Annotated in this window: 20 protein-coding genes; 7 read left to right on the top strand and 13 right to left on the bottom strand. The window is 70.8% G+C overall.

The genetic code is table 11. From position 1 onward, the window contains the following. Positions 1-93: 93 nt before the first annotated feature. From ACIQCY_RS05000 to ACIQCY_RS04960, 9 genes are all read right to left on the bottom strand, one after another. On the bottom strand, positions 94-846 hold the full coding sequence (locus ACIQCY_RS05000) for a 4'-phosphopantetheinyl transferase family protein (protein WP_400482774.1): 753 nt from the start codon (positions 844-846) through the stop codon (positions 94-96). A 66-nt stretch (positions 847-912) separates the two neighbouring features. Beyond that, complete coding sequence (locus tag ACIQCY_RS04995) at positions 913-1,152, bottom strand: hypothetical protein (protein ID WP_400482773.1); 240 nt, start codon at positions 1,150-1,152, stop codon at positions 913-915. Positions 1,153-1,251: 99 nt separating this feature from the next. After that, positions 1,252-1,755, bottom strand: a complete 504-nt coding sequence (locus tag ACIQCY_RS04990) for a GntR family transcriptional regulator (RefSeq protein WP_400482772.1) — start codon at positions 1,753-1,755, stop codon at positions 1,252-1,254. Next, entirely contained in the window at positions 1,752-3,104 is a 1,353-nt protein-coding gene (locus ACIQCY_RS04985) for a hypothetical protein (protein WP_400482771.1), read from the bottom strand. Before ACIQCY_RS04985 ends, ACIQCY_RS04990 begins: the two co-directional genes overlap by 4 nt. After that, positions 3,053-3,334, bottom strand: a complete 282-nt coding sequence (locus tag ACIQCY_RS04980) for a hypothetical protein (protein ID WP_400482770.1) — start codon at positions 3,332-3,334, stop codon at positions 3,053-3,055. The genes ACIQCY_RS04985 and ACIQCY_RS04980 overlap by 52 nt, the downstream gene beginning before the upstream one ends. Before the next feature lie 62 nt (positions 3,335-3,396). Next, the gene (locus tag ACIQCY_RS04975; RefSeq protein ID WP_400482769.1) at positions 3,397-4,365 is read right to left on the bottom strand and encodes an NUDIX domain-containing protein; all 969 of its coding nucleotides are present in this window, start codon (positions 4,363-4,365) and stop codon (positions 3,397-3,399) included. Further along, positions 4,365-6,587: an RNA degradosome polyphosphate kinase gene (locus ACIQCY_RS04970; RefSeq protein ID WP_400482768.1), complete on the bottom strand. Its 2,223-nt coding sequence runs from the start codon at positions 6,585-6,587 to the stop codon at positions 4,365-4,367. The genes ACIQCY_RS04975 and ACIQCY_RS04970 overlap by 1 nt, the downstream gene beginning before the upstream one ends. Before the next feature lie 74 nt (positions 6,588-6,661). Then, positions 6,662-7,633: a mycothiol synthase gene (mshD, locus tag ACIQCY_RS04965; RefSeq protein WP_400482767.1), complete on the bottom strand. Its 972-nt coding sequence runs from the start codon at positions 7,631-7,633 to the stop codon at positions 6,662-6,664. Between the two features lie 211 nt (positions 7,634-7,844). Further along, complete coding sequence (locus tag ACIQCY_RS04960) at positions 7,845-8,552, bottom strand: winged-helix domain-containing protein (protein WP_400482766.1); 708 nt, start codon at positions 8,550-8,552, stop codon at positions 7,845-7,847. Positions 8,553-8,732: 180 nt separating this feature from the next. Here ACIQCY_RS04960 and ACIQCY_RS04955 point away from each other — a divergent pair, with 180 nt between their 5' ends. From ACIQCY_RS04955 to ACIQCY_RS04940, 4 genes are all read left to right on the top strand, one after another. After that, positions 8,733-9,485: a hypothetical protein gene (locus tag ACIQCY_RS04955; RefSeq protein WP_400482765.1), complete on the top strand. Its 753-nt coding sequence runs from the start codon at positions 8,733-8,735 to the stop codon at positions 9,483-9,485. A gap of 217 nt (positions 9,486-9,702) precedes the next feature. Further along, entirely contained in the window at positions 9,703-10,302 is a 600-nt protein-coding gene (locus ACIQCY_RS04950) for an FABP family protein (protein ID WP_400482764.1), read from the top strand. Between the two features lie 77 nt (positions 10,303-10,379). After that, positions 10,380-11,471, top strand: a complete 1,092-nt coding sequence (locus tag ACIQCY_RS04945; RefSeq protein ID WP_400482763.1) for a YgfZ/GcvT domain-containing protein — start codon at positions 10,380-10,382, stop codon at positions 11,469-11,471. Beyond that, positions 11,468-11,899 (top strand): ankyrin repeat domain-containing protein, encoded by a 432-nt coding sequence (locus tag ACIQCY_RS04940; RefSeq protein ID WP_400482762.1) that lies wholly within the window; start codon positions 11,468-11,470, stop codon positions 11,897-11,899. Before ACIQCY_RS04945 ends, ACIQCY_RS04940 begins: the two co-directional genes overlap by 4 nt. Before the next feature lie 67 nt (positions 11,900-11,966). Here ACIQCY_RS04940 and ACIQCY_RS04935 read toward each other — a convergent pair whose 3' ends face one another. After that, on the bottom strand, positions 11,967-12,287 hold the full coding sequence (locus ACIQCY_RS04935; RefSeq protein ID WP_400482761.1) for a DUF3040 domain-containing protein: 321 nt from the start codon (positions 12,285-12,287) through the stop codon (positions 11,967-11,969). A gap of 158 nt (positions 12,288-12,445) precedes the next feature. On the opposite strand from ACIQCY_RS04935, the gene ACIQCY_RS04930 reads away from it, so the two are divergent. Then, the gene (locus ACIQCY_RS04930; RefSeq protein ID WP_400482760.1) at positions 12,446-12,925 is read left to right on the top strand and encodes a MarR family winged helix-turn-helix transcriptional regulator; all 480 of its coding nucleotides are present in this window, start codon (positions 12,446-12,448) and stop codon (positions 12,923-12,925) included. Between the two features lie 34 nt (positions 12,926-12,959). On the opposite strand, the gene ACIQCY_RS04925 is transcribed toward ACIQCY_RS04930, so the two are convergent. Both ACIQCY_RS04925 and ACIQCY_RS04920 read right to left on the bottom strand, forming a co-directional pair. Continuing rightward, positions 12,960-13,682 carry a GNAT family N-acetyltransferase gene (locus ACIQCY_RS04925; protein ID WP_400482759.1) on the bottom strand — a complete coding sequence of 241 codons (723 nt, stop codon included), beginning with the start codon at positions 13,680-13,682 and terminating at the stop codon, positions 12,960-12,962. 4 nt (positions 13,683-13,686) lie between these two features. After that, complete coding sequence (locus ACIQCY_RS04920; RefSeq protein WP_400482758.1) at positions 13,687-14,712, bottom strand: 6-phosphofructokinase; 1,026 nt, start codon at positions 14,710-14,712, stop codon at positions 13,687-13,689. Between the two features lie 228 nt (positions 14,713-14,940). Between ACIQCY_RS04920 and ACIQCY_RS04915 the strand changes: the two genes are divergently transcribed. Both ACIQCY_RS04915 and ACIQCY_RS04910 read left to right on the top strand, forming a co-directional pair. Continuing rightward, the gene (locus ACIQCY_RS04915) at positions 14,941-15,807 is read left to right on the top strand and encodes a UbiA family prenyltransferase (protein ID WP_400482757.1); all 867 of its coding nucleotides are present in this window, start codon (positions 14,941-14,943) and stop codon (positions 15,805-15,807) included. Further along, the gene (locus ACIQCY_RS04910; protein WP_400482756.1) at positions 15,804-17,231 is read left to right on the top strand and encodes a phytoene desaturase family protein; all 1,428 of its coding nucleotides are present in this window, start codon (positions 15,804-15,806) and stop codon (positions 17,229-17,231) included. Before ACIQCY_RS04915 ends, ACIQCY_RS04910 begins: the two co-directional genes overlap by 4 nt. Here ACIQCY_RS04910 and ACIQCY_RS04905 read toward each other — a convergent pair whose 3' ends face one another. Continuing rightward, complete coding sequence (locus ACIQCY_RS04905) at positions 17,232-18,038, bottom strand: carotenoid biosynthesis protein (RefSeq protein WP_400482755.1); 807 nt, start codon at positions 18,036-18,038, stop codon at positions 17,232-17,234. It lies immediately after the preceding gene. Positions 18,039-18,050 lie beyond the last annotated feature (12 nt).

Below are 18,050 nucleotides of genomic sequence, written 5' to 3'. Positions count from 1 at the left end.
CCTCCGGCAGGCCTGAAGTCATCGGGCAGGGCCGGCACTTTCCGCACGGCTGAAGTCATCCGGCAGGGCCGGCACCCTCCGGCAGGCCTGAAGTCATCCGGCAGGTGCGGGGACGACGGCGACGGCGGCCGCGAGCCCCAGGGTCCCGAGCAGCACGTCGTCGACCTCCCTGACGTCCGTGATCCTCCCGTCCGCCAGGACCTCCACCCCGCTCGGACCCCGATCGGTGAAACCCGTCCCCAGGGCCTTGACCAGGGCCTCCTTCCGCGTCCAGAGGCGCGCCCGCGCAGCAGCCCGGTGTGCCGTCGGCAACCGCTGGAGGGAGGACCGCTCCCCGGGCGTGAGCGCGACGTCGTCGAACCCGTCGAACCCCACGTCCGCGACCCGCTCGAGGTCGACTCCGATCCCGGCGCCGACGCCCCAGCCCGTGCCCGTGCCGCTGCCCGGGTCCAGGGCGCCGAGGAGTACGACCTGACCGGCGCGGGAGAGGCTGAGTGCCATGGGCAGCACCCCGCCGTCGAGGGTGTACCCGGGCCGTCCGTGATCCGACCTGCCGGCCCGGGTGCAGCGCGGGCACGTGAAGCTGGAGACGAGGCGGAACGCCGGGACGCCGAGCAGCTCGGCGGCCAGGGTGCGCAGCAGGTACCGCCCGGCGATGAAGGACGAGGAGAGACGGGGATCGATCAGGCGCGCAGCGCGAGCGAGTTCGACGTCGTCCAGGACGAGCGACATGGCGGCAACCGGAGGCAGCACGGATTCCGCGCCCGTGGCCTGCAGGCGGAGCAGGACGCCCGTCGGTCCACCCGGTACGGTTCCTGCATCCACTGCCTCGGGGAACGGCTTCATCCCGCCATCCTCCCCGAGGACGGCATGCCTGCGCAGGATCACCGAGGGACCGCGCCGCGGGTCGTACTAGTGGTTGACGCCGAACAGTTCGGCGCACACGTCCTCGCGCAGCACGAAGGGCCGGGGCCGGTCGGTATCGGCGGGCGTGCCGTACACGTAGTAGCCGCGGCCCTCGCCGGGTCCGCCGGCCGCACGGTCGATCGCGTGCAGGAGCTTCGGTGTCAGCGGGCCTGCGGGCCCGATGCCGTGGATCTCCTCGATCTCGTGGGGCAGAAGCCCCCGTACGAGGCCCTTGACATCGGCCATTGCTGTGTTCCCGTCCTCGGTGCTGGTCCCTGCTTGACGTCCCGAGATTAGGCAGCGGGGGTGAACGCGGCATGAACGGGGCCAGCACCGGCGGTGAAACTACGCCGACTGATCATTCCCGCCGATGTCCGGGCCGGGAGCCGGGGCAGCGTAGGCCCGACGGACCAGGACCGCCAGGTCCTCGGCGGAGACCCCACCGGCCCGTGCAGCGGTGACGGCGAGGGCAACGGCCTCGCGGAGGTCCGGGCCGATGTCCGGGTCGACGTCCCAGTCAAGATCCGGGTCGACGTCCGGGTCGATGTCCGGGGGGACGGCACGCTCTGCATTGCCGGCTATCCCGCTGCTGCTGCCGTCCGTCGGCGGAACGCGCACCAGCGTCCCCCGCCTGCCGCGTCCTTCGACCAGGCCTGCCTGTTCGAGTTCACGATACGCACGGGCCACGGTGCCCGTCGCGACGCCCAGGTCCGCGGCGAGGCTGCGGACGGTCGGCAGGCGGGCGCCGTCGTCGAGTGCGCCCCGCGCGATCAGGCGTTCGATGCCCGCCCGGATCTGCTCGAAAGGAGGCACCGGCGAGGACAGGTCGATCCGGAGGAGCGTGCTCACCGGTAGGCGTCCGCGGTGCCGACCGGAAGCGCAGAGCCACGCGGGGCGGGAAGGATGGCGACGGCGACCGCGGACACGAGCAGCGCGACGACGAGGGTGTCGACGTATCCCTGATCGACCGGCAACCCGCCCGGCCCGGCGGCGAACACTTCAGGGCGGTTCCCCGCCAGCAGGAGGCCGGTGGAGGCACACATGGCAGAGCACGCCATCAGCAGCATCCTGCGCACGGTCCCGACCCGCAACGCGATGTCCTGTTCCCGCAGGGCGCCGCGCACAGGCGGCCTGGCGACAGCAATGCTTGCGGCCATGACCATCACCGCGGGCACCGCGAACGCGACCAGCCAGGCCGCGGCACCGGGTGAGCCCCGGAGCAGTCCCACCACCCAGGCCGCAGCGATGACGGCGACCAGGAGCAGGAGGACGGCGGGGACCAAAGACCACGGCTTCAGTGGCGCCACCTGCCGGGCGTGGGACCGGCTGAGCCTCCGATCCGTGCCGTGGTTGCGGGTGAGTGCGAGTTCGGCGAAGACCTGTGCACCGCAGAACCCGAGGAACCCGAGAGCCAGCAGCGACAGCCCCAGGACGGTGCCCAACGCTTCGGATGCGAGGAGCAGGGGTACCAGGCAGATGGTCCAGGCGGCATAGCCGATACGCCGCCCACCGAGCACGACGGCGTCCGCCCGCTCGATCGATCCGCCCGGCGCGGCCAGGCCGGTGGTGACGGGCTGGTCCACCGGCTCCGCCTCCCGTGGTGGCGCGGCCGCGAGGATCACCATCACGGTCACGAACCACAGCACCGCCAGGGCGAGGCGGAGGGAGCTCCACACCTGCTCCGAACCCGAACCGGCGGCGAACTCGAGCGAACTGCCGATGCCGGACACCGAGACGAGCGCGGTGGTCCTCAGGAGCCGATTGATGAACACGCGGCGCACGATGCTGTCCTCGACATGCGTCAGGGTGGGCACCCGCCGCCTCCTGACGACGACCACGAGGGCGAGGACGACGCCGAGGACGAAGAGCAGGTGCGAGGTGCCGGCAACCAGGGCGAAGTAGCTGCCGGGGATCCGGCCCGGCGGTACCCGTCCGGTCCCGTCCGCGATACCGTCCGCCTCCACAGCGGGCAGGCCCGCGGTGAGGGCGATGGCGACGGCGCCGGCCACGACCAGCACGCCGGCGAAGGCAGCCAGCTTCACCGGCACGTAGCTTCGGAGGCTCCTGACGGTGAGGTCCGCCGTGCGGACCGTGCCACGACCGGACGGCCCTGTGGACTGGGCCAGTACGTAAATCCCACCGATCATCAGCAGGGGTGAGGCGGCACGGAGGAAGTCCCGGACCGGTGCAGGCTCCATGGTGCTGTTCCCGCCGGTACCGACCCCTGCCCGAGGAGCTCGTAGAAGGGTGGAGGCCCGAAGACCCCTCCGGCGATCAGTGCGATCACCGACGCCATGAACGCGTGCCGCCGCGCGAGCTTCATCGGCGACGCGCCGGCGTCGGTGCTGCGGTGAGCGAGCCACAGGACGGCGTACGCCACCAGCGCCTGGATCAGCAGTCCGACGAGCGAAGCGCCGAGGTACTTCATGGGACCCCCATCATTTTGTGTCAAGTGTTTGACACAGAATGGCTGCGGTCAAGCCCTCGCGATCAGTCGTCGTAGGCGCGGAACTGTTCCACCGAGACGATCCGCCCCTGGTTCGTGCTGCTCACCTGGCAGATCACGGCCTCGCCCGGCGCGAGGTACGGATCCTCGGCGGGAAGGAGCCGGCGCAGGGTGCTCGTCATGTGGTCGCCCAGCACGGAGAACACGAGCGGCAGCACCGGACGGTGCGTGCAGACCGCGACGGACCGGCGCTTGTCGAAGAGCCTCTCCACGGCGGTCCTGGCGCGTCCCGGCTTGCGGGCGGCATCGTGCTCGGTCAGGGCGTCGACGAGCTTGAGCTTCGCGCTGCGCTGGTTGACGTAGGGGGAGATGGTCTGGACGCAGCGCACCCAGGGGCTGCTCACCACCCGCTCGGGGTTCCACGCCTGCAGGAGGCGGCTCACCGCGATGGCCTGCCGCCGGCCGGTGGCGGCAAGGGGCCTCTCGCCCTCGGCCTGGCTCCACGAGGACCGTGGCTTGGCTTTCGCGTGCCGCACCACGATCAGGGGCCATGTCTGGAGGTCCTTCGAGCGGTGCGCCTCGACGAGGGCGTCGAGGGGTTCGACGTCGGACGGATTGGTCAGCAGGTCGCGCGCCCTCTCCGGCGACACCCACTGCACCCGGTCCACCTCCTTGCCGTCAGGGGTGGGGATCAGGCGCTCGGTCCTGGCTGCCCAGTAGTGCACCACCTTCTCGCCGGAGGTCACCGGATAGGCGATGGTGGCGAGCGGGATCCCGAGCTTGACGCTCAGCCCCACCTCCTCGAAGGTCTCGCGGACGGCACACTCCGGCGTCGTCTCTCCCGGATCGAGCTTGCCCTTGGGCCAGGACCAGTCCTTGTAGCGGGGACGGTGGATGATCAGGACCTCGAGCAGGCCCTTCTCGATCCGCCAGCAGAGGGTCCCGGCCGCGGCGACGGTGGCGTCGCCGCTCCGTGTGGTGCTGGCGGTGGCGTCCTTCGTGGAGGTGGCCATCAGCGGCGCGATACCGCTCGCTGGCGGCCCCGTGAGGCCAGGAGCCAGGACTGGATGTCCTCGAGGGGAGCGCCATCGTCGTCCTTGTGGTGCCGCGTCCAGCAGCCCGTCTCGTCGAGGTGCCAGCTGGACACCGATGGATTCATGTAGCGGTCCATGAGGGTCATCAGGTAGGAGATGTCGTCGGGCGCACTGAGCTGCACGAGTGCCTCCACGCGGCGGTCCAGGTTGCGGTGCATCATGTCGGCGGACCCGATGAAGACGGCAGGCTCGCCGCCGTTCGCGAAGGCGAACACCCGCGAGTGCTCCAGGAACCGTCCGAGGACGGAGCGGACCGTCACGTTCTCGCTGAGGCCCGGGACTCCCGGACGCACCGAACAGATGCCGCGGACGATCACGTCCACCTTCACGCCCGCCTGCGAGGCACGGTAGAGCGAGTCGATGATCGCCTCGTCCACCATCGAGTTGACCTTGATGACCACGCGCGCGGCGAGGCCCGCCTGCTTGTTCGCGATCTCCCGTTCGATGCGGTCGATCAGGCCCGAGCGGACGGAGCGCGGCGCGACGAGGAGGCGCTTGAAGGTGGACTTCGGGGCGTAGCCGGAGAGCTGGTTGAAGAGGCGGGAGAGGTCCTGGCCCACCTGTTCGTTGGACGTGAGCAGGCCGAGGTCCTCGTAGTACCGGGCCGTGCGGGGGTGGTAGTTGCCCGTGCCGATGTGGCAGTAGCGGCGCAGGCCGTCGATCTCCTGCCGCACCACGAGCGAGAGCTTGCAGTGCGTCTTGAGGCCCACGATCCCGTAGACCACGTGGACGCCGGCCTGCTCGAGCTTGCGCGCCCAGGAGATGTTGGCCTGCTCGTCGAAGCGGGCCTTGATCTCCACGAGCGCCAGCACCTGCTTGCCGGCCTCTGCGGCGTCGATCAGCGCGTCGACGATGGGGGAGTCGCCCGACGTGCGGTACAGCGTCTGCTTGATCGCCTGCACCTTGGGATCGGCGGCGGCCTGCTCGAGGAACGCCTGGACCGATGTCGAGAACGAGTCGTACGGGTGGTGCAGCAGGATGTCCCGACGGCGCATGGCCGCGAAGACGTTCGCGGCCTTCGACGTCTCGCTCTCGTTGAGGTGGCGGCTCGTGTGCGGGACGTGCTTCGGGTAGTGGAGGTCGCCGCGGTCGATCCCGGCGATCACGCTGAGCCCGCGCAGGTCCAGGGGTGCCGGGAGGTTGTAGACCTCGTCCTCCTCGACCCCGAGTTCACGGGACAGGAGCGCCCGGATGCTCGGGTTGATGTCCGTGGTCACCTCCAGGCGCACGGGCGGGCCGAAGCGGCGGCGCAGCAGTTCCTTCTCGAGGGCCTGGAGGAGGTTCTCGGCGTCGTCCTCCTCCACCTCGAGGTCCTCGTTGCGCGTGACGCGGAACAGGTGGTGCTCGAGGACCTCCATCCCCGGGAACAACTGGTCCAGGTGGACGGCGATGACTTCCTCGAGCGGGATGAAGCGCGCTATGCGGCCGGCGACGTTGCCGGCACGGGGTCCGTCCACGGACATGAGGCGCGGCAGCTGGTCCGGTACCTTGACGCGGGCGAAGAGCTCCTTCTCGCTGATGGGGTTGCGGACGACGACGGCGAGGTTCAGGGACAGCCCCGAGATGTAGGGGAAGGGGTGCGCCGGATCGACGGCGAGCGGCGTGAGGATCGGGAAGACCTTCTCGGCGAAGATCTTGTGGAGTTCGGCGCGCGCGGTCTGGTCGAGCTCGTCCCACGTGGTGAGGTGGATCTGCTCCTCGGCGAGCGCCGGGCGGATGTGCTCGGCGAAGACTGCGGCGTGCCGCTGCTGCAGCCGGTAGCCGTCCTGCATGATCTTCTCGAGCTGCTCGATGGGGCTCAGCCCTGCAGCGGAGGGGACGGCGAGGCCGGTGGCGATGCGCCGCTTGAGCCCTGCGACGCGCACCATGAAGAACTCGTCGAGGTTGGACGCGAAGATGGAGAGGAAGTTGACGCGCTCCAGGAGGAAAAGCTCGGGATCCTCGGCCAGCTCCAGGACACGCGCGTTGAAGTCGAGCCAGCTGATCTCACGGTCCAGGAAACGGTCCGGGCGGATGTCCCCCGAGGGCAGGAGGCTGGGAGCGAATTCGGGGATGTCGATGCGGTCCTGGGTAGCCCGGGCCGGAGCCGTCTCGGACGACCCGTACAAGGACGCACCCCGGCGTGTGGTTCCTGAATCCATTGCGTCTCCTGCAGAGTGGGCGGACATGGTGGCGCCACACCGCTGGGACAGCCGGGCGCGCCTCGAAAATAACCTTACAAGGTGGGTCGGGCCGTCTTGCCCGCGTACATGACGTCGACGTCCCAGCGCGTGAACCCGAGCTTCCGGTAGAGCGCCACCGCAGCCGTGTTGTCGGCGTCGACATACAGCATGATGGCCTGCAGGCCCTTGGCGTGCAGGTGCTCGATCCCGGCGATCGTGAGGGCCTTTCCGAGCCCCATGCCCTGTGCCTCGGGCGTCACCCCCACCACGTACACCTCGCCCATGGCAGGGTGGCTGCCCGCTCCGGCATGGATCTTCGTCCAGTGGAAGCCGAGGAGGCTGCCGTCCTGCTGCCGCACGGCGAGCAGGAAGCCGTCGGCGTCGAACCAGTCCTCGTCCATGCGCGCCTCGAGGTCGGCGCGGGTGGTGGCGCCCTGCTCCGGATGGTGTGCGAAGGCCGCGGCATTGGCCGCCAGCCAGGCGTCCTCGTCCTGGCCCCGCACGAACGTCCGCAGCACGACGCCGGCGGGCAGGCGCAGTTCGGGAACGGACTCCTCGACGGCCGCGCGCGTCAGGCGCATCCGCCACAGCTCCCGTACCGGTTCGAAGCCGAAGCGCGTGGCGAGGTCCGCAGCGGCGGAGTGGTTGCCGTGGGACCAGCCGCGGAGGTCGCTGATGCCCTCGGCCAGGACCGCCTCGATGAGCGCGGTGCCCGCGCCCTCGCCACGGCAGTCCGGCCCGACGACGAGTTCGAGGACGGCGCCGTCCTCCGCACCCCGGGTGATGACGGCGACGCCGGCCAGGTCGCTCTCCTGCGGTCCCGGGGTGCGCGCCGTGAAGACGAGCAGGCGGTCCCCGGCGTCCTGTGCGCGAAGGGTCACGAGGGTCTGCTCGGACAGGGGCGGGTTGCCGTCGGCTTCCGCTGCCGCTCCGGCGAGGCGCCGGATCTCCCCGAGGACCGCGGGTGCCGGGGCGCCGGCGATCCTGTCGATGGACCAGGTGGGGGAGTGCTCTACGGCGGTCATGCGCCCAGCCTAGTCCCCGCCCGGCAGGCGGGTTTGGCCGCCGGTCCGGCGTGGGGTAATGTCGTGAACTGCTCGAGGGGGATGCACCAGTGGGGTGCCCGCGATACGTTCGACCCGTATGTCCTCCACTTCCGGTTCCGGTGCCATCCGGACCACGAAGAAGCCCCTTCCACCCGCGGGTGGAAGGGGCTTCTTCGTTCCCTGCCGGCGCTCAGGCGTCCTGGTTGACGGAGCTGCGGTCCTCCGGGAGGCGGGTCAGCGTGAAGCGGTATCCCACGTTCCGCACCGTCCCGATCAGCTGCTCGTGGTCGGCGCCGAGCTTGGCCCGCAGGCGCCGCACGTGGACGTCGACGGTGCGCGTGCCTCCGTAGTAGTCGTAGCCCCACACCTCGTGCAGGAGCTGGTCGCGGGTGAACACGCGGCCGGGGTGCTGAGCGAGGTACTTGAGGAGTTCGAACTCCTTGTACGTCAGGTTCAGCGGCTCTCCTCCGACCCGGGCGGTGTAGCTGGCCTCGTCGATCACGACGCCGGAGGCATGGATCTCGGTACTCGCCTCCTCGCTGGTCGCCGTCGACCGCGCGATGACCAGCCTCAGGCGGGCCTCGACCTCGGCTGGTCCGGCCGAGTCCAGCACGACGTCGTCCGCGAGCCAGTTGGCGGCGACCGCTGCCATGCCGCCCTCGGTGAGGACGAGGACGAGGGGGGCGCTCAGGCCGGTCGCCTTGAGCAGCTGCGTGAGGGAGCGGGCGCCGACGAGGTCCTTGCGCGCGTCCACCAGGACGACGTCGCACGGTTCGGTCTCGAGGAGCGCTGTGGGCTCTGCCGCGAGGATGTGCACCTTGTGGTTCAGCAATTCGAGGGCCGGCAGGATGTCGACCGACGAGCCGGTGGTGTTCGTGAGCATCAGGATGTGCGGCATGTGTCCTCCACGGGTCGGGAATGCGCATCATCGGGCAGCGGCGCCGTCAGGGCCCAGGGGGCGACGGCGGTAGAGATTTCGACAAGTATAGCCGCAGCCCCTGTGATGCGGCGCACGCCGGTGCCCCGCCGCCGTGCCCGCGTTTTCCCGCCCCCCGTGCCGGTAGGGCAGTATTGCAGGGTGAAGAGGACGAGTGTTGCCGCAGCGGCCGGGGCCGCGGCTCTGGCGGCCGGGGCGATCATCGGTTCCTCCTATGTCTCCCTGCAGGCCGTGGCGATCGCTGCGGCGCTCGCCTGTCTCGTCGCCGCTGTCGGCTGGCCCCATATCCTGCGCGTACCGGCCAAGAAGAGCCAGTCCGCCGCCATCGGCCTGGCAGCCCTCCTCGCCGTCGTCCTGACGGCCACCACCCCGGGCCCGTCGTTCCTGACCTGGTTCCCGGCGTCGGTGGCTCTCGGTGTCGGCGCCGTCTTCATGATCCAGCTCGTGCGCGGAACGGGTCAGAGCCACCGGCTGGAATCGACCCTCGGGGCCAGTTCCGGGGTCGTCGCGGTCGGCATGGGTGCGGGCTGGGTGGCTGCGGACCGCCTGGCCGTCAATGCCGCCGATTCCGGGGTGACGCTCGTGACCGGGGTCAGCATCCTCGTCGCGATCGCGGTCTGCCTCCTGCCCCTTCCTGACCGCCTCGTCGCGCCCGCCGCCGTCCTCCTCGCGGCCCTCGCGGGTCCGCTCGGAGCACTGCTGTTCACCGACGTCCCAGCCCTCGCGGCCGCGGTGGTGGGACTGGCCTGCGGTGCGATCATGGCGGGGACCCGTCGCCTGCTCGTCGCGCGCGAAGCGCCGCTGGCGGCCGTCGCCGCCATCGCGGCGGGCGTCACCCCCGTGCTCGCGATCGGCGCTGTCGTCTACTTCCTCGACAAGCTCCTCCTCTCCTGAACGCAGTTCCTCGCCCGGACAGGCCCACCGGGCGTGCAGGGGCCCGGTGCCGTGCTGTCCGAGGCGGGCGTTAGGATGGAAGCATGTCCATTCTTGCTCTTGAAATCTTCTTCATCTCGCTGCTGGTCGTCGCCGGTCTCGGCATGGCAGGTTTCGCAGCCCTCGTCATCACGCGCCTGTACAAGGGCCAGAAGTAGCCGACTGACACGGAGCCCCCATGTCGATTGACCTGCCCACCGACCTGACGCCCGAGCTCGTCCCACTGTCGTGGCTCCTCGGAACCTGGGAGGGGACGGGGATGCTTGGCGAGGGTACCGCCGACTCGGAGCGCTTTTCGCAGCGCGTCGTGTTCTCCCAGAACGGCCTGCCCTACCTGCAGTACAGCGCTGAATCGTGGCTCATCGACGAGCACGGTTCGCAGCTGCGGCCGCTCTCGGTCGAGACCGGCTTCTGGGCGCTCGACCGCAAGCTGAACGACGCCGACGTCGGACCGGGCCTGAGCCCCGCGGACATCGTCCCGGCCCTCAAGACGGCCGACGAGGTGGAGCACTTCCGCAACGGGGCCGGCGGCTTCGACATCACGGCGACCATCGTGCATCCCGGCGGCATCGCGGAGCTCTACTACGGCAGCATCAAGGGCCCGCAGATCCAGCTCAGCACCGATCTCGTGATGCGCGGCCAGCATTCCAAGGAGTACACCGCTGCCACCCGCCTGTTCGGCCTGGTCGAAGGCAATCTGTACTGGCGCTGGGACGTGGCCGCGGACGGCAACGCCCTTGAGGCCCATGCCTCCGCCATCCTGAAGAAGACCTCCTGACCGTACCCGTCCCGGCATGTCCGCCGGCACGTGCACCCGGTGGAGGAATAGTCCCGTAGAGAAGGCGTTATACCGTCATGACCACCACCAGCCCCCTCCTGAGCCGACCCGGAGCCGTCGATGGCGGCGGAGCGGATGCCGGAGTCGCCTCGCACTACGGCGACCCCTTCCGCGAACAGCGTGCCCTGGCGGACGGGCAGGCCCTCGTCGACCTCTCGCACCGCGGCGTCGTGACGGTCTCCGGGCCCGATCGCCTCAGCTGGCTCAACACGCTGTCCTCGCAACTGCTGCTCGGCCTCGCGCCCGGCCAGAGCTCGGAGACGCTGCTCCTCACCGTGCAGGGGCGGATCGAATACTCCGCGCACGTCGTCGATGACGGGAACACCACCTGGCTCGTCACCGAGGGCGGGGAAGCCGGGCCGCTCGCCGCCTGGCTCGAGCGCATGAAGTTCATGCTCCGCGTCGAGGTCGCGGACGCCACACCGCAGTGGGCCGTGCTCGGCGCCACGAGGGCACTGCCCGAACTGGGGGAGGACGTCCTCGTGTGGGAGGATCCCTGGCCCGCCGTCGGCGCGGGCGGTTATGCCTACTCCATGGTCGACGACGGCCGGCACCCGGGCCGGGATAGGCCCTGGTTCGAGTACCTGGTGCCGCGCGCGGACCTCGACGCCGTCGTCTCCGCGTCCGGGCTCGCCCTTGCCGGGTCGCTCGCCGCCGAGGCCCTGCGCATCGCCGCCTGGCGTCCGCGTCCCGGTTTCGAGACGGACGAGAAGACGATCCCGCACGAACTCGACCTCATGCGCACGGCCGTACACCTCGCCAAGGGGTGCTACAAGGGGCAGGAGACCGTCGCGCGTGTCCACAACCTCGGGCACCCGCCACGTCGGCTCACCTTCCTGCACCTGGACGGCAGCCAGCACACGCTCCCGGCGCCCGGGAGTGCCGTGCTGAGCGAGGGCCGCACCGTGGGCAGGGTGACCTCGGTGGGCCACCACTACGAGATGGGGCCGATCGCCCTCGCCGTCCTCAAGCGCTCCGTCGGCGCCTCCGCCGACCTGCTGGTGCAGGACGGCGAGGAGGCGTACTCGGCCGGCCAGGAGGTCATCGTGGCCCCGGACGCCGGGCAGGTCGTCGGGCGGGCCACGGGCTTCCTGAGGTCGCCGCGATGAGCGAGGGGAACGACCGCGACGCGGGTAGGGACGGCGGCGCGGGTCGGGACGGCGGCGCAGCCGCTGCGATCGCACTGGCCCACGCCCTGTTCGACGCCGCCCGCCAGGGGGACAGGTCAACGCTGATGCGGTACCTCGACGCCGGAGTGCCGTTCACGCTCACCAACACCGCCGGCGACAGCATGCTGATGCTCGCCGCCTACAACGGGCACCCGGGCGTCGTCCGCGATCTCCTCGCACGCGGTGCCGAGCCCGATCAGGCGAACGATCGCGGCCAGACACCCCTCGCAGGCGCGGTCTTCAAGGGCCACACCGACGTGGTGCGGCTCCTCGTCGAGGCCGGAGCGGATCCCGACGCGGGAACGCCGTCGGCCCGTGCAGCCGCCGACATGTTCGGTCGTACCGAGATCGTCGCGCTCTTCGCCTAGCCCGGTCGTCGTAGCCGGCAACGGTCCCGTTCCCGCCACCGTCCTATCGGCAGCCTTCCTCGGCGGCTCAGGCTGGACTGCGGGGATGCGGGTGGTCGAACGCTCGCGCGTTCGCGTTCAGCCAGCCGAGGATGCTCCAGCCCAGGCACAGGACGGCGGCGGAGACGACGATCGCCGCCGTGACGCTGATGAAGACGCTGTTCACCGCGACGCCGGCGATGAACAGGGCCAGGCCGCCGACCCCGAGGCCGATCCCGCTACGCCAGGACCCGCCCCGCAGTCCGGATCGAGGGGCGGGTCCGAGCGCCATGAACGCTCGATTGTCGAGAGCGGTGAACTGGTTCTCGAGGAGGGCCAGCTCCTGACGTTCGTGCCTGGTCAACGACATGGTTCCTGCCTCCCACGGAGCGGACGACGATCGTATGGGGGCACTGTACTTCGCTGGTTGCGCCTGCGCAAGCATCCTGGAAGGACGGGCCGGCCCGGACGACCCGGGGGGTCCGCCGGCTTTGCCGGTGGCGGCGGCGCAGCGCAATACTGGGTGCGATGGACGACGAATGGATTCCCGACCCCGAGGTGGACGCGGTCATGGGGGCCTCCCGCGCCCTGATCGCGGTGGCGGCGAGATCGATGGTCGAGATCGAGGACGCCATGACGCCGCTGCAGTGGAGGGTCCTGGTCCTGATCTCGACGAAGGGGCCGCGCACTCCCGGCCTGATCGCGGAGGACCTGGGGGTCCATGCGTCGAACGCGACCCGCATCTGCGACCGCCTCGTCAGAGCGGACTTCATCGGGAAGACGACGCATCCGGATGACCGGCGCTTCCAGCAACTGGCACTGACCGGCAAGGGGGAGAGCCTCGTCGACCGCACCATGGCACGCCGCCGCTCGATCATCCTCGACATCATGCGCCTCATGCCCGCCCCGGAACGCGCGGCACTGGGCGCGGCGCTCGGAGCCTTCGCGGAAGCGGCCGGCGAGCTACCGCTCCATCCCGTGCCGGGCGTCTTCGGGCTCGGTGCGTAGCGCCGACCCTGCAGGCCACGCGTCGCCGGTGCTCTCAGGTCTCCAGGAGTACCGACGTCTGCGTCCCCGCGAACGCGAATCCGGCGCGGCGGGCCGTGCGCTGGGATGCCGTGCTGTCCGTTCGTGCCCGCCACTGCGGCACGAGTCCCGCGGCCATGGCTTCCTCCACCGCGACGGCGGCGATGCGCCCGGCATAGCCCTTCCGCCGCTCATCGGGCGGCGTGATCACGGCGAGGTGCGCCAGGATCCCCTCCCAGATGTCGTAGCCGGCGCCGGCCAGGGGGGTCGGCTGCGCCGCCTCCGGGGCGTCCGTCTCGTCCACCAGGACGAAGGGGTGTTCCACACCGCCGAGGTCCGCCTCGGCGACGTCGTCGGGTGGGCACCGGCGCTCGAGGGCACGGACGAGCCCGGCCTCGCTGGAGACGACGGCGGCCGGTCCCTCGAACTGCGGCAGGGTGTCGCAGAAATACAGCTGCGCCTCCCCGAGCCCCCGGCCTCCGTGGTCACGGCTGAGGGCGAGCAGCGTCGAGTGGCTGCGCAGGTCCAGGCCCGAGAGGCTGCGCCCGGCCTGGACGGCCCAGCCCGGTCCGCTGAGGACCTCCCGCCCGAAGAGCGTCACGAAGGTCAGCACCGGGGCGTCGTCGTCGATGCTGTACAGGCGGTCGCTGCCGCCGTCACCGAGCGCGCCGTCGTGGAGTCCGAGGAGCCGTGACCAGGCGAGCTGGATGATCGAGACCGTTCCCGGGTCGAGGTCCACGGGCTCAGCCGAAGAGGATGGCGGCTTCGTCGTAGCGGTGCTGCGGAACCCGCTTGAGGTTGCCGAGCGCCGCCTCGAAGCCCACGTGGGCGATCTCCGTGCCGTTGAGGGAGACCATGGTGCCCCACAGTTCGTCCTTCACGGAGTCCACCGCCGCCATGCCGAGGCGGGTGGCGAGGACGCGGTCGAAGGACGTCGGGACGCCGCCGCGCTGGATGTGGCCGAGGATCGTGGCGCGCGTCTCGATGCCCGTCCGCGCCTCGAGTTCCGGTGCGAGCTGGTCCGCGATGCCACCGAGCCGGGGGCGGCCGAAGGTGTCGAGGCCGCGCTCGGAGTGCGCCTGGTCCATGTGGGAGGGGACGAAGCCCTCCGCGACGACGACGAGGGGCGCACGCCCGCGGGCGTTGGCCGTGGAGACCCACTCGGCGATCTGCTCGATGCTCGTCTGCTGCTCGGGGATCAGGATGGCGTGGGCGCCGGAGGCCATGCCGGCGTGCAGGGCGATCCAGCCCACATGCCGGCCCATGACCTCCGCGATCATGCACCGGCTGTGGGACTCGCCCGTGGTGCGCAGCCGGTCGATGGCCTCGGTGGCGATCTGCACGGCGGTGTCGAAGCCGAAGGTGTAGTCGGTGGCGTCGAGGTCGTTGTCGACCGTCTTGGGCACGCCCACGATCTTGAGGCCCAGGTCCGTGAGTCGCTTCGCCGCGGCCAGCGTCCCCTCGCCGCCGATCGCGATGATCGCGTCGATGCCGAGGCGCTGCATGTTCGCCTTGATGGCTTCGGCTCCGCCGTTGCCCTCGAAGGGATTGGTGCGCGAGGTCCCGAGGATGGTGCCGCCCTGCTTGGAGATCCCGCGCACCGCGTGGCGGGGGAGGTCGATGATGTCGCCCTCGACGACGCCGCGCCAGCCGTCACGGAATCCGACGAACTCCTGCTCGTGCACCTTGATGCCCTTGAGCACCGCGCCGCGGATGACGGCATTCAGCCCGGGGCAATCGCCGCCGCTGGTGAGGATTCCGATCTTCATGTGGGGTGGGGTTCCTTTGACGATGGGTGGGTGGTGCATCAGGAGCACGCCGTCGGGCCCGCCTATGATTCTAGACACACACCGGTGGCGGCACCGGACTGCGTTCCCCGTCCCCGCCGGGCGGGGAACCCGCGGCCCCTGAGCACGCCGTAGGCTGGGACCATCCGGCGCAGGGCGGGCCCGAATCCCGCGGATCGCGCGCCTCGCCGTCCGAGGAGGACACCAGCAGTGCCCCAGGCAGGTTTTGCGCCAGCGGCGCTGCGCATGGTCTCCATCTCCCGGCCGGTCCTCTGGATCAACACGGTCGGCACCGGCGTCGTCGGTATGTGGCTCACCGGCACGTTCTGGCAGCCGGAGGCGCTCGCGCTCCTGCTGTGGCTGACGCTGCCGTTCAACCTGCTCATCTACGGCGTCAACGACATCTTCGACCAGGACACCGACGCCCTCAATCCCCGCAAGGGATCACTCGAGGGTGCCCGGATCAGGTCCTCCGAGGTCCGCGCCATCTGGATCTCCGTCCTCGTCACCAATGTGCCGTTCCTCGCCTGGTTCGCGGCCACGCTTCCCCCTGCCGCCCTCGCCTGGATCGCGCTCTACGCGCTGGTCTTCGTCTTCTACTCGGCTCCGCCGCTCCGGTTCAAGGCCCGCCCGTACCTCGATTCGATCAGCAACGCGGCCTACGCCTTCCCGCTCGTCTTCATGCCCTACGCGCTGGGTGGTGAGCCGGTCTGGGCCGCTGCGATCGGCCTCATGGCCTGGAGCGCGGCCAAGCACACCTACGACGCCGTCCAGGACATCGACGAGGACAGGGCGGTGGGCATCACGACGACGGCGGTCCGCCTCGGTGCCCGCGGTGTCGTCGCGTGGAGCGGCGCGTGGTGGGCGGTGGCGACGGCGTGCTTCGCCCTCGTGAACATCCCGGTCGCCGCGGTGAACGCCCTGATCGCGGGCTGGCTCCTGCTGGGGCTGTACCGGGATCCGCGGCCCGAGACGGGCCACCGGCTGTACCGGTACTCCATCGCGTTCCCCTACGTGGCGGGCACGGTCGCGGGGGTGCAGCTCGTCGTCGCCCTGACCCTGGGCCTCCACCGATGAGCCGCGTCGTCGTGGTCGGGGGCGGGATCGGCGGCCTCACGGCAGCTGCCGTCCTCGCGCGCGCGGGGCACGGCGTCACGCTGCTGGAGGCCTCGTCGAGCGTCGGGGGCAAGAGCCGCCGTCTCGAACTCGCGGGGCAGCGCGTGGACACCGGTCCGTCGCTCTTCACCTTCCCGTCCGTGTGGCAGGAACTCCTGCACCTGCTCGACGCCGTCGGGCGCCCCGGGTCCGTCCCAGCCGCGGAGACGGCGGACCTGCGGCTCGAACGGCTGCCGGAGGTCGGCACCTACTACTACCGGGGCGAGGAGTGCGCGCTGCCCGTGCCCGTGGGCCACCCCTGGCACGAGGCCTGGGAGCGCTTCGCGGCCGAGCACGGCGTCCTCGGCCCGGACGTCTCGCGACTGCTCACCACGGGTCCGCTGGAGAAGGCGGCCTATCCCGCGCTGGCCAGGCTGGGCGGCCTGTACGGGCGGAGGCTCACCACCCGCAGCTACCTCGACAGCCTGCACTGGCTCCCGGAGGGGTTGCGCGAGGTCATCGCGATCCACACGCTGAACGCGGGCGTCAGCCCCACCCGCACGCCGGCGCTGTACGCGAGCATGCCCGCGATCATGGCCCACGACGGCGCGTGGATCCCCGAGGGCGGCGTCTACGAGCTGGTGCTGGCCCTGGAACGGCTGGCGCTCGATGCCGGCGTGGAGATCCGCACGGGCGAGCCCGCGCAGCGCATCGGACGACGGCGCGTGGTCACCTCCGCCGGCACCTACCCGGCCGACGCCGTCGTGAGCGGCCTCGATGCCCACCGCCTCGCCGGCCTCCTCGCCGGACAGGCTCCGCGCACCCCGCGCAAGCTCACCTGCTCCGCCGTCGGGATCTACGCCGTCCTGGCCCGCCCGCTCCCGGACGGCACGGCACGGCACGGCGTGATCATGCCGGACGATCCCGCCGCCCTGTACGCGAGTCTCGAGGCCGGCGACGAGCCCGGGCAGACCATGGCGTTCGCCAACTACTACCCGGCGCACGGCGTCTACCCGAATGCGTCCGCAAGCCTCGCACTGCTCCTCACCGCGCCCGCCAATGGGAAGAGCTACTCGCTCGACGATCCGTTCGTGCGGCGTGAGCTGGACCGGACGACGCGCGTGCTGGGGCTGCCGGAGCCCATCGAGGAGTACTTCGAGACGTACGAGATCCTCGACCCCGGCTACTTCGGCGAGCGCGGCTCCGCCGGCGGCGCCCTCTACGGGGCAGTGCACCCCGCCTGGCTGAGCGGCCCGTTCCACGTGCCGCCCTACTCCGACCCGCTGCGGCCGTGGCTGTGGCGCGTGGGCGCCTCGGTGCATCCCGGCGGCGGCCTGCCCGCCGTCCTCGGGGGAGCGATGATGTCCTCGCAGAAGCTGCTGGCCCGCCTGGGCCCCGTCTCCTGATCAGTGCCGCGGTGCGGCATCCCTCGTCCCGCTGGTCTCCGGGAACGCGTTCGCGGCCCGGGTGAGCTGCAGGCGACGACGGACCAGCAGGACGATCAGCGCGGCGGCGAGCACCGCGGGGAACACGAGGCCCGAGAAGACGCAGACACCCAGCCACAGGAACATCGAGACGAGCAGGCTGTCGAGCAGGCCGGGGCGCAGTGCCTCGTGGGTGAGCCGCCGTCCGCCGATCCACGTCACGAGTGCCGAGGCGATCAGCCCGGAGATCAGCCAGCCCCCGTAGTTGGAGAGCGGCACCCCGTAGTAGGGTCCGCCACCGGGCCAGATCCAGAAGCCGAGTGCGACGGCCCCCGGATCCAGGACGCCGTCGATCACGACGAGCAGCAGTCCTCCGAGGACGATCCTGCGCAGCGCGGTCCCTGTTCCCGACACCACCGCCACCGCCCCGATGACCAGGGGCACGTAGGAGAGCGGCAGCAGGTAGGGCACGAGGCCGAGGATCGTGGGGCCGAGGGGTTCCCCGTAGTAGAACTCGCCGTAGGGCACTCCCGTGGCAACACCGAAGCCTTCGATCAGGTAGCCGAAGACGGACACGGCCACGAGGGCCGCGGCTCCCCGTGCGGCGCCGAACTGGCGCACGAGTGCGATGAACGCCGGCAGCGCGATCAGCAGGTTGAAGCCGTAGGACGCATAGCTCGCACCCTCGACGTCGGGGAACCGCACCACGAAGTAGCCGGAGATGAAGAGGAATACGCAGGACGCGACGAGCAGGCGGGGGAAGCTGCGGACAGCGGGGGTCTTCGGCACGGGATCCATCCT

This window comes from Arthrobacter sp. NPDC092385, assembly GCF_044755105.1.
Lineage (GTDB): Bacteria > Actinomycetota > Actinomycetes > Actinomycetales > Micrococcaceae > Arthrobacter_D.
Note: the sequence above shows the minus strand (reverse complement) of the source record. Positions and strands in the feature narration are given on the sequence as shown.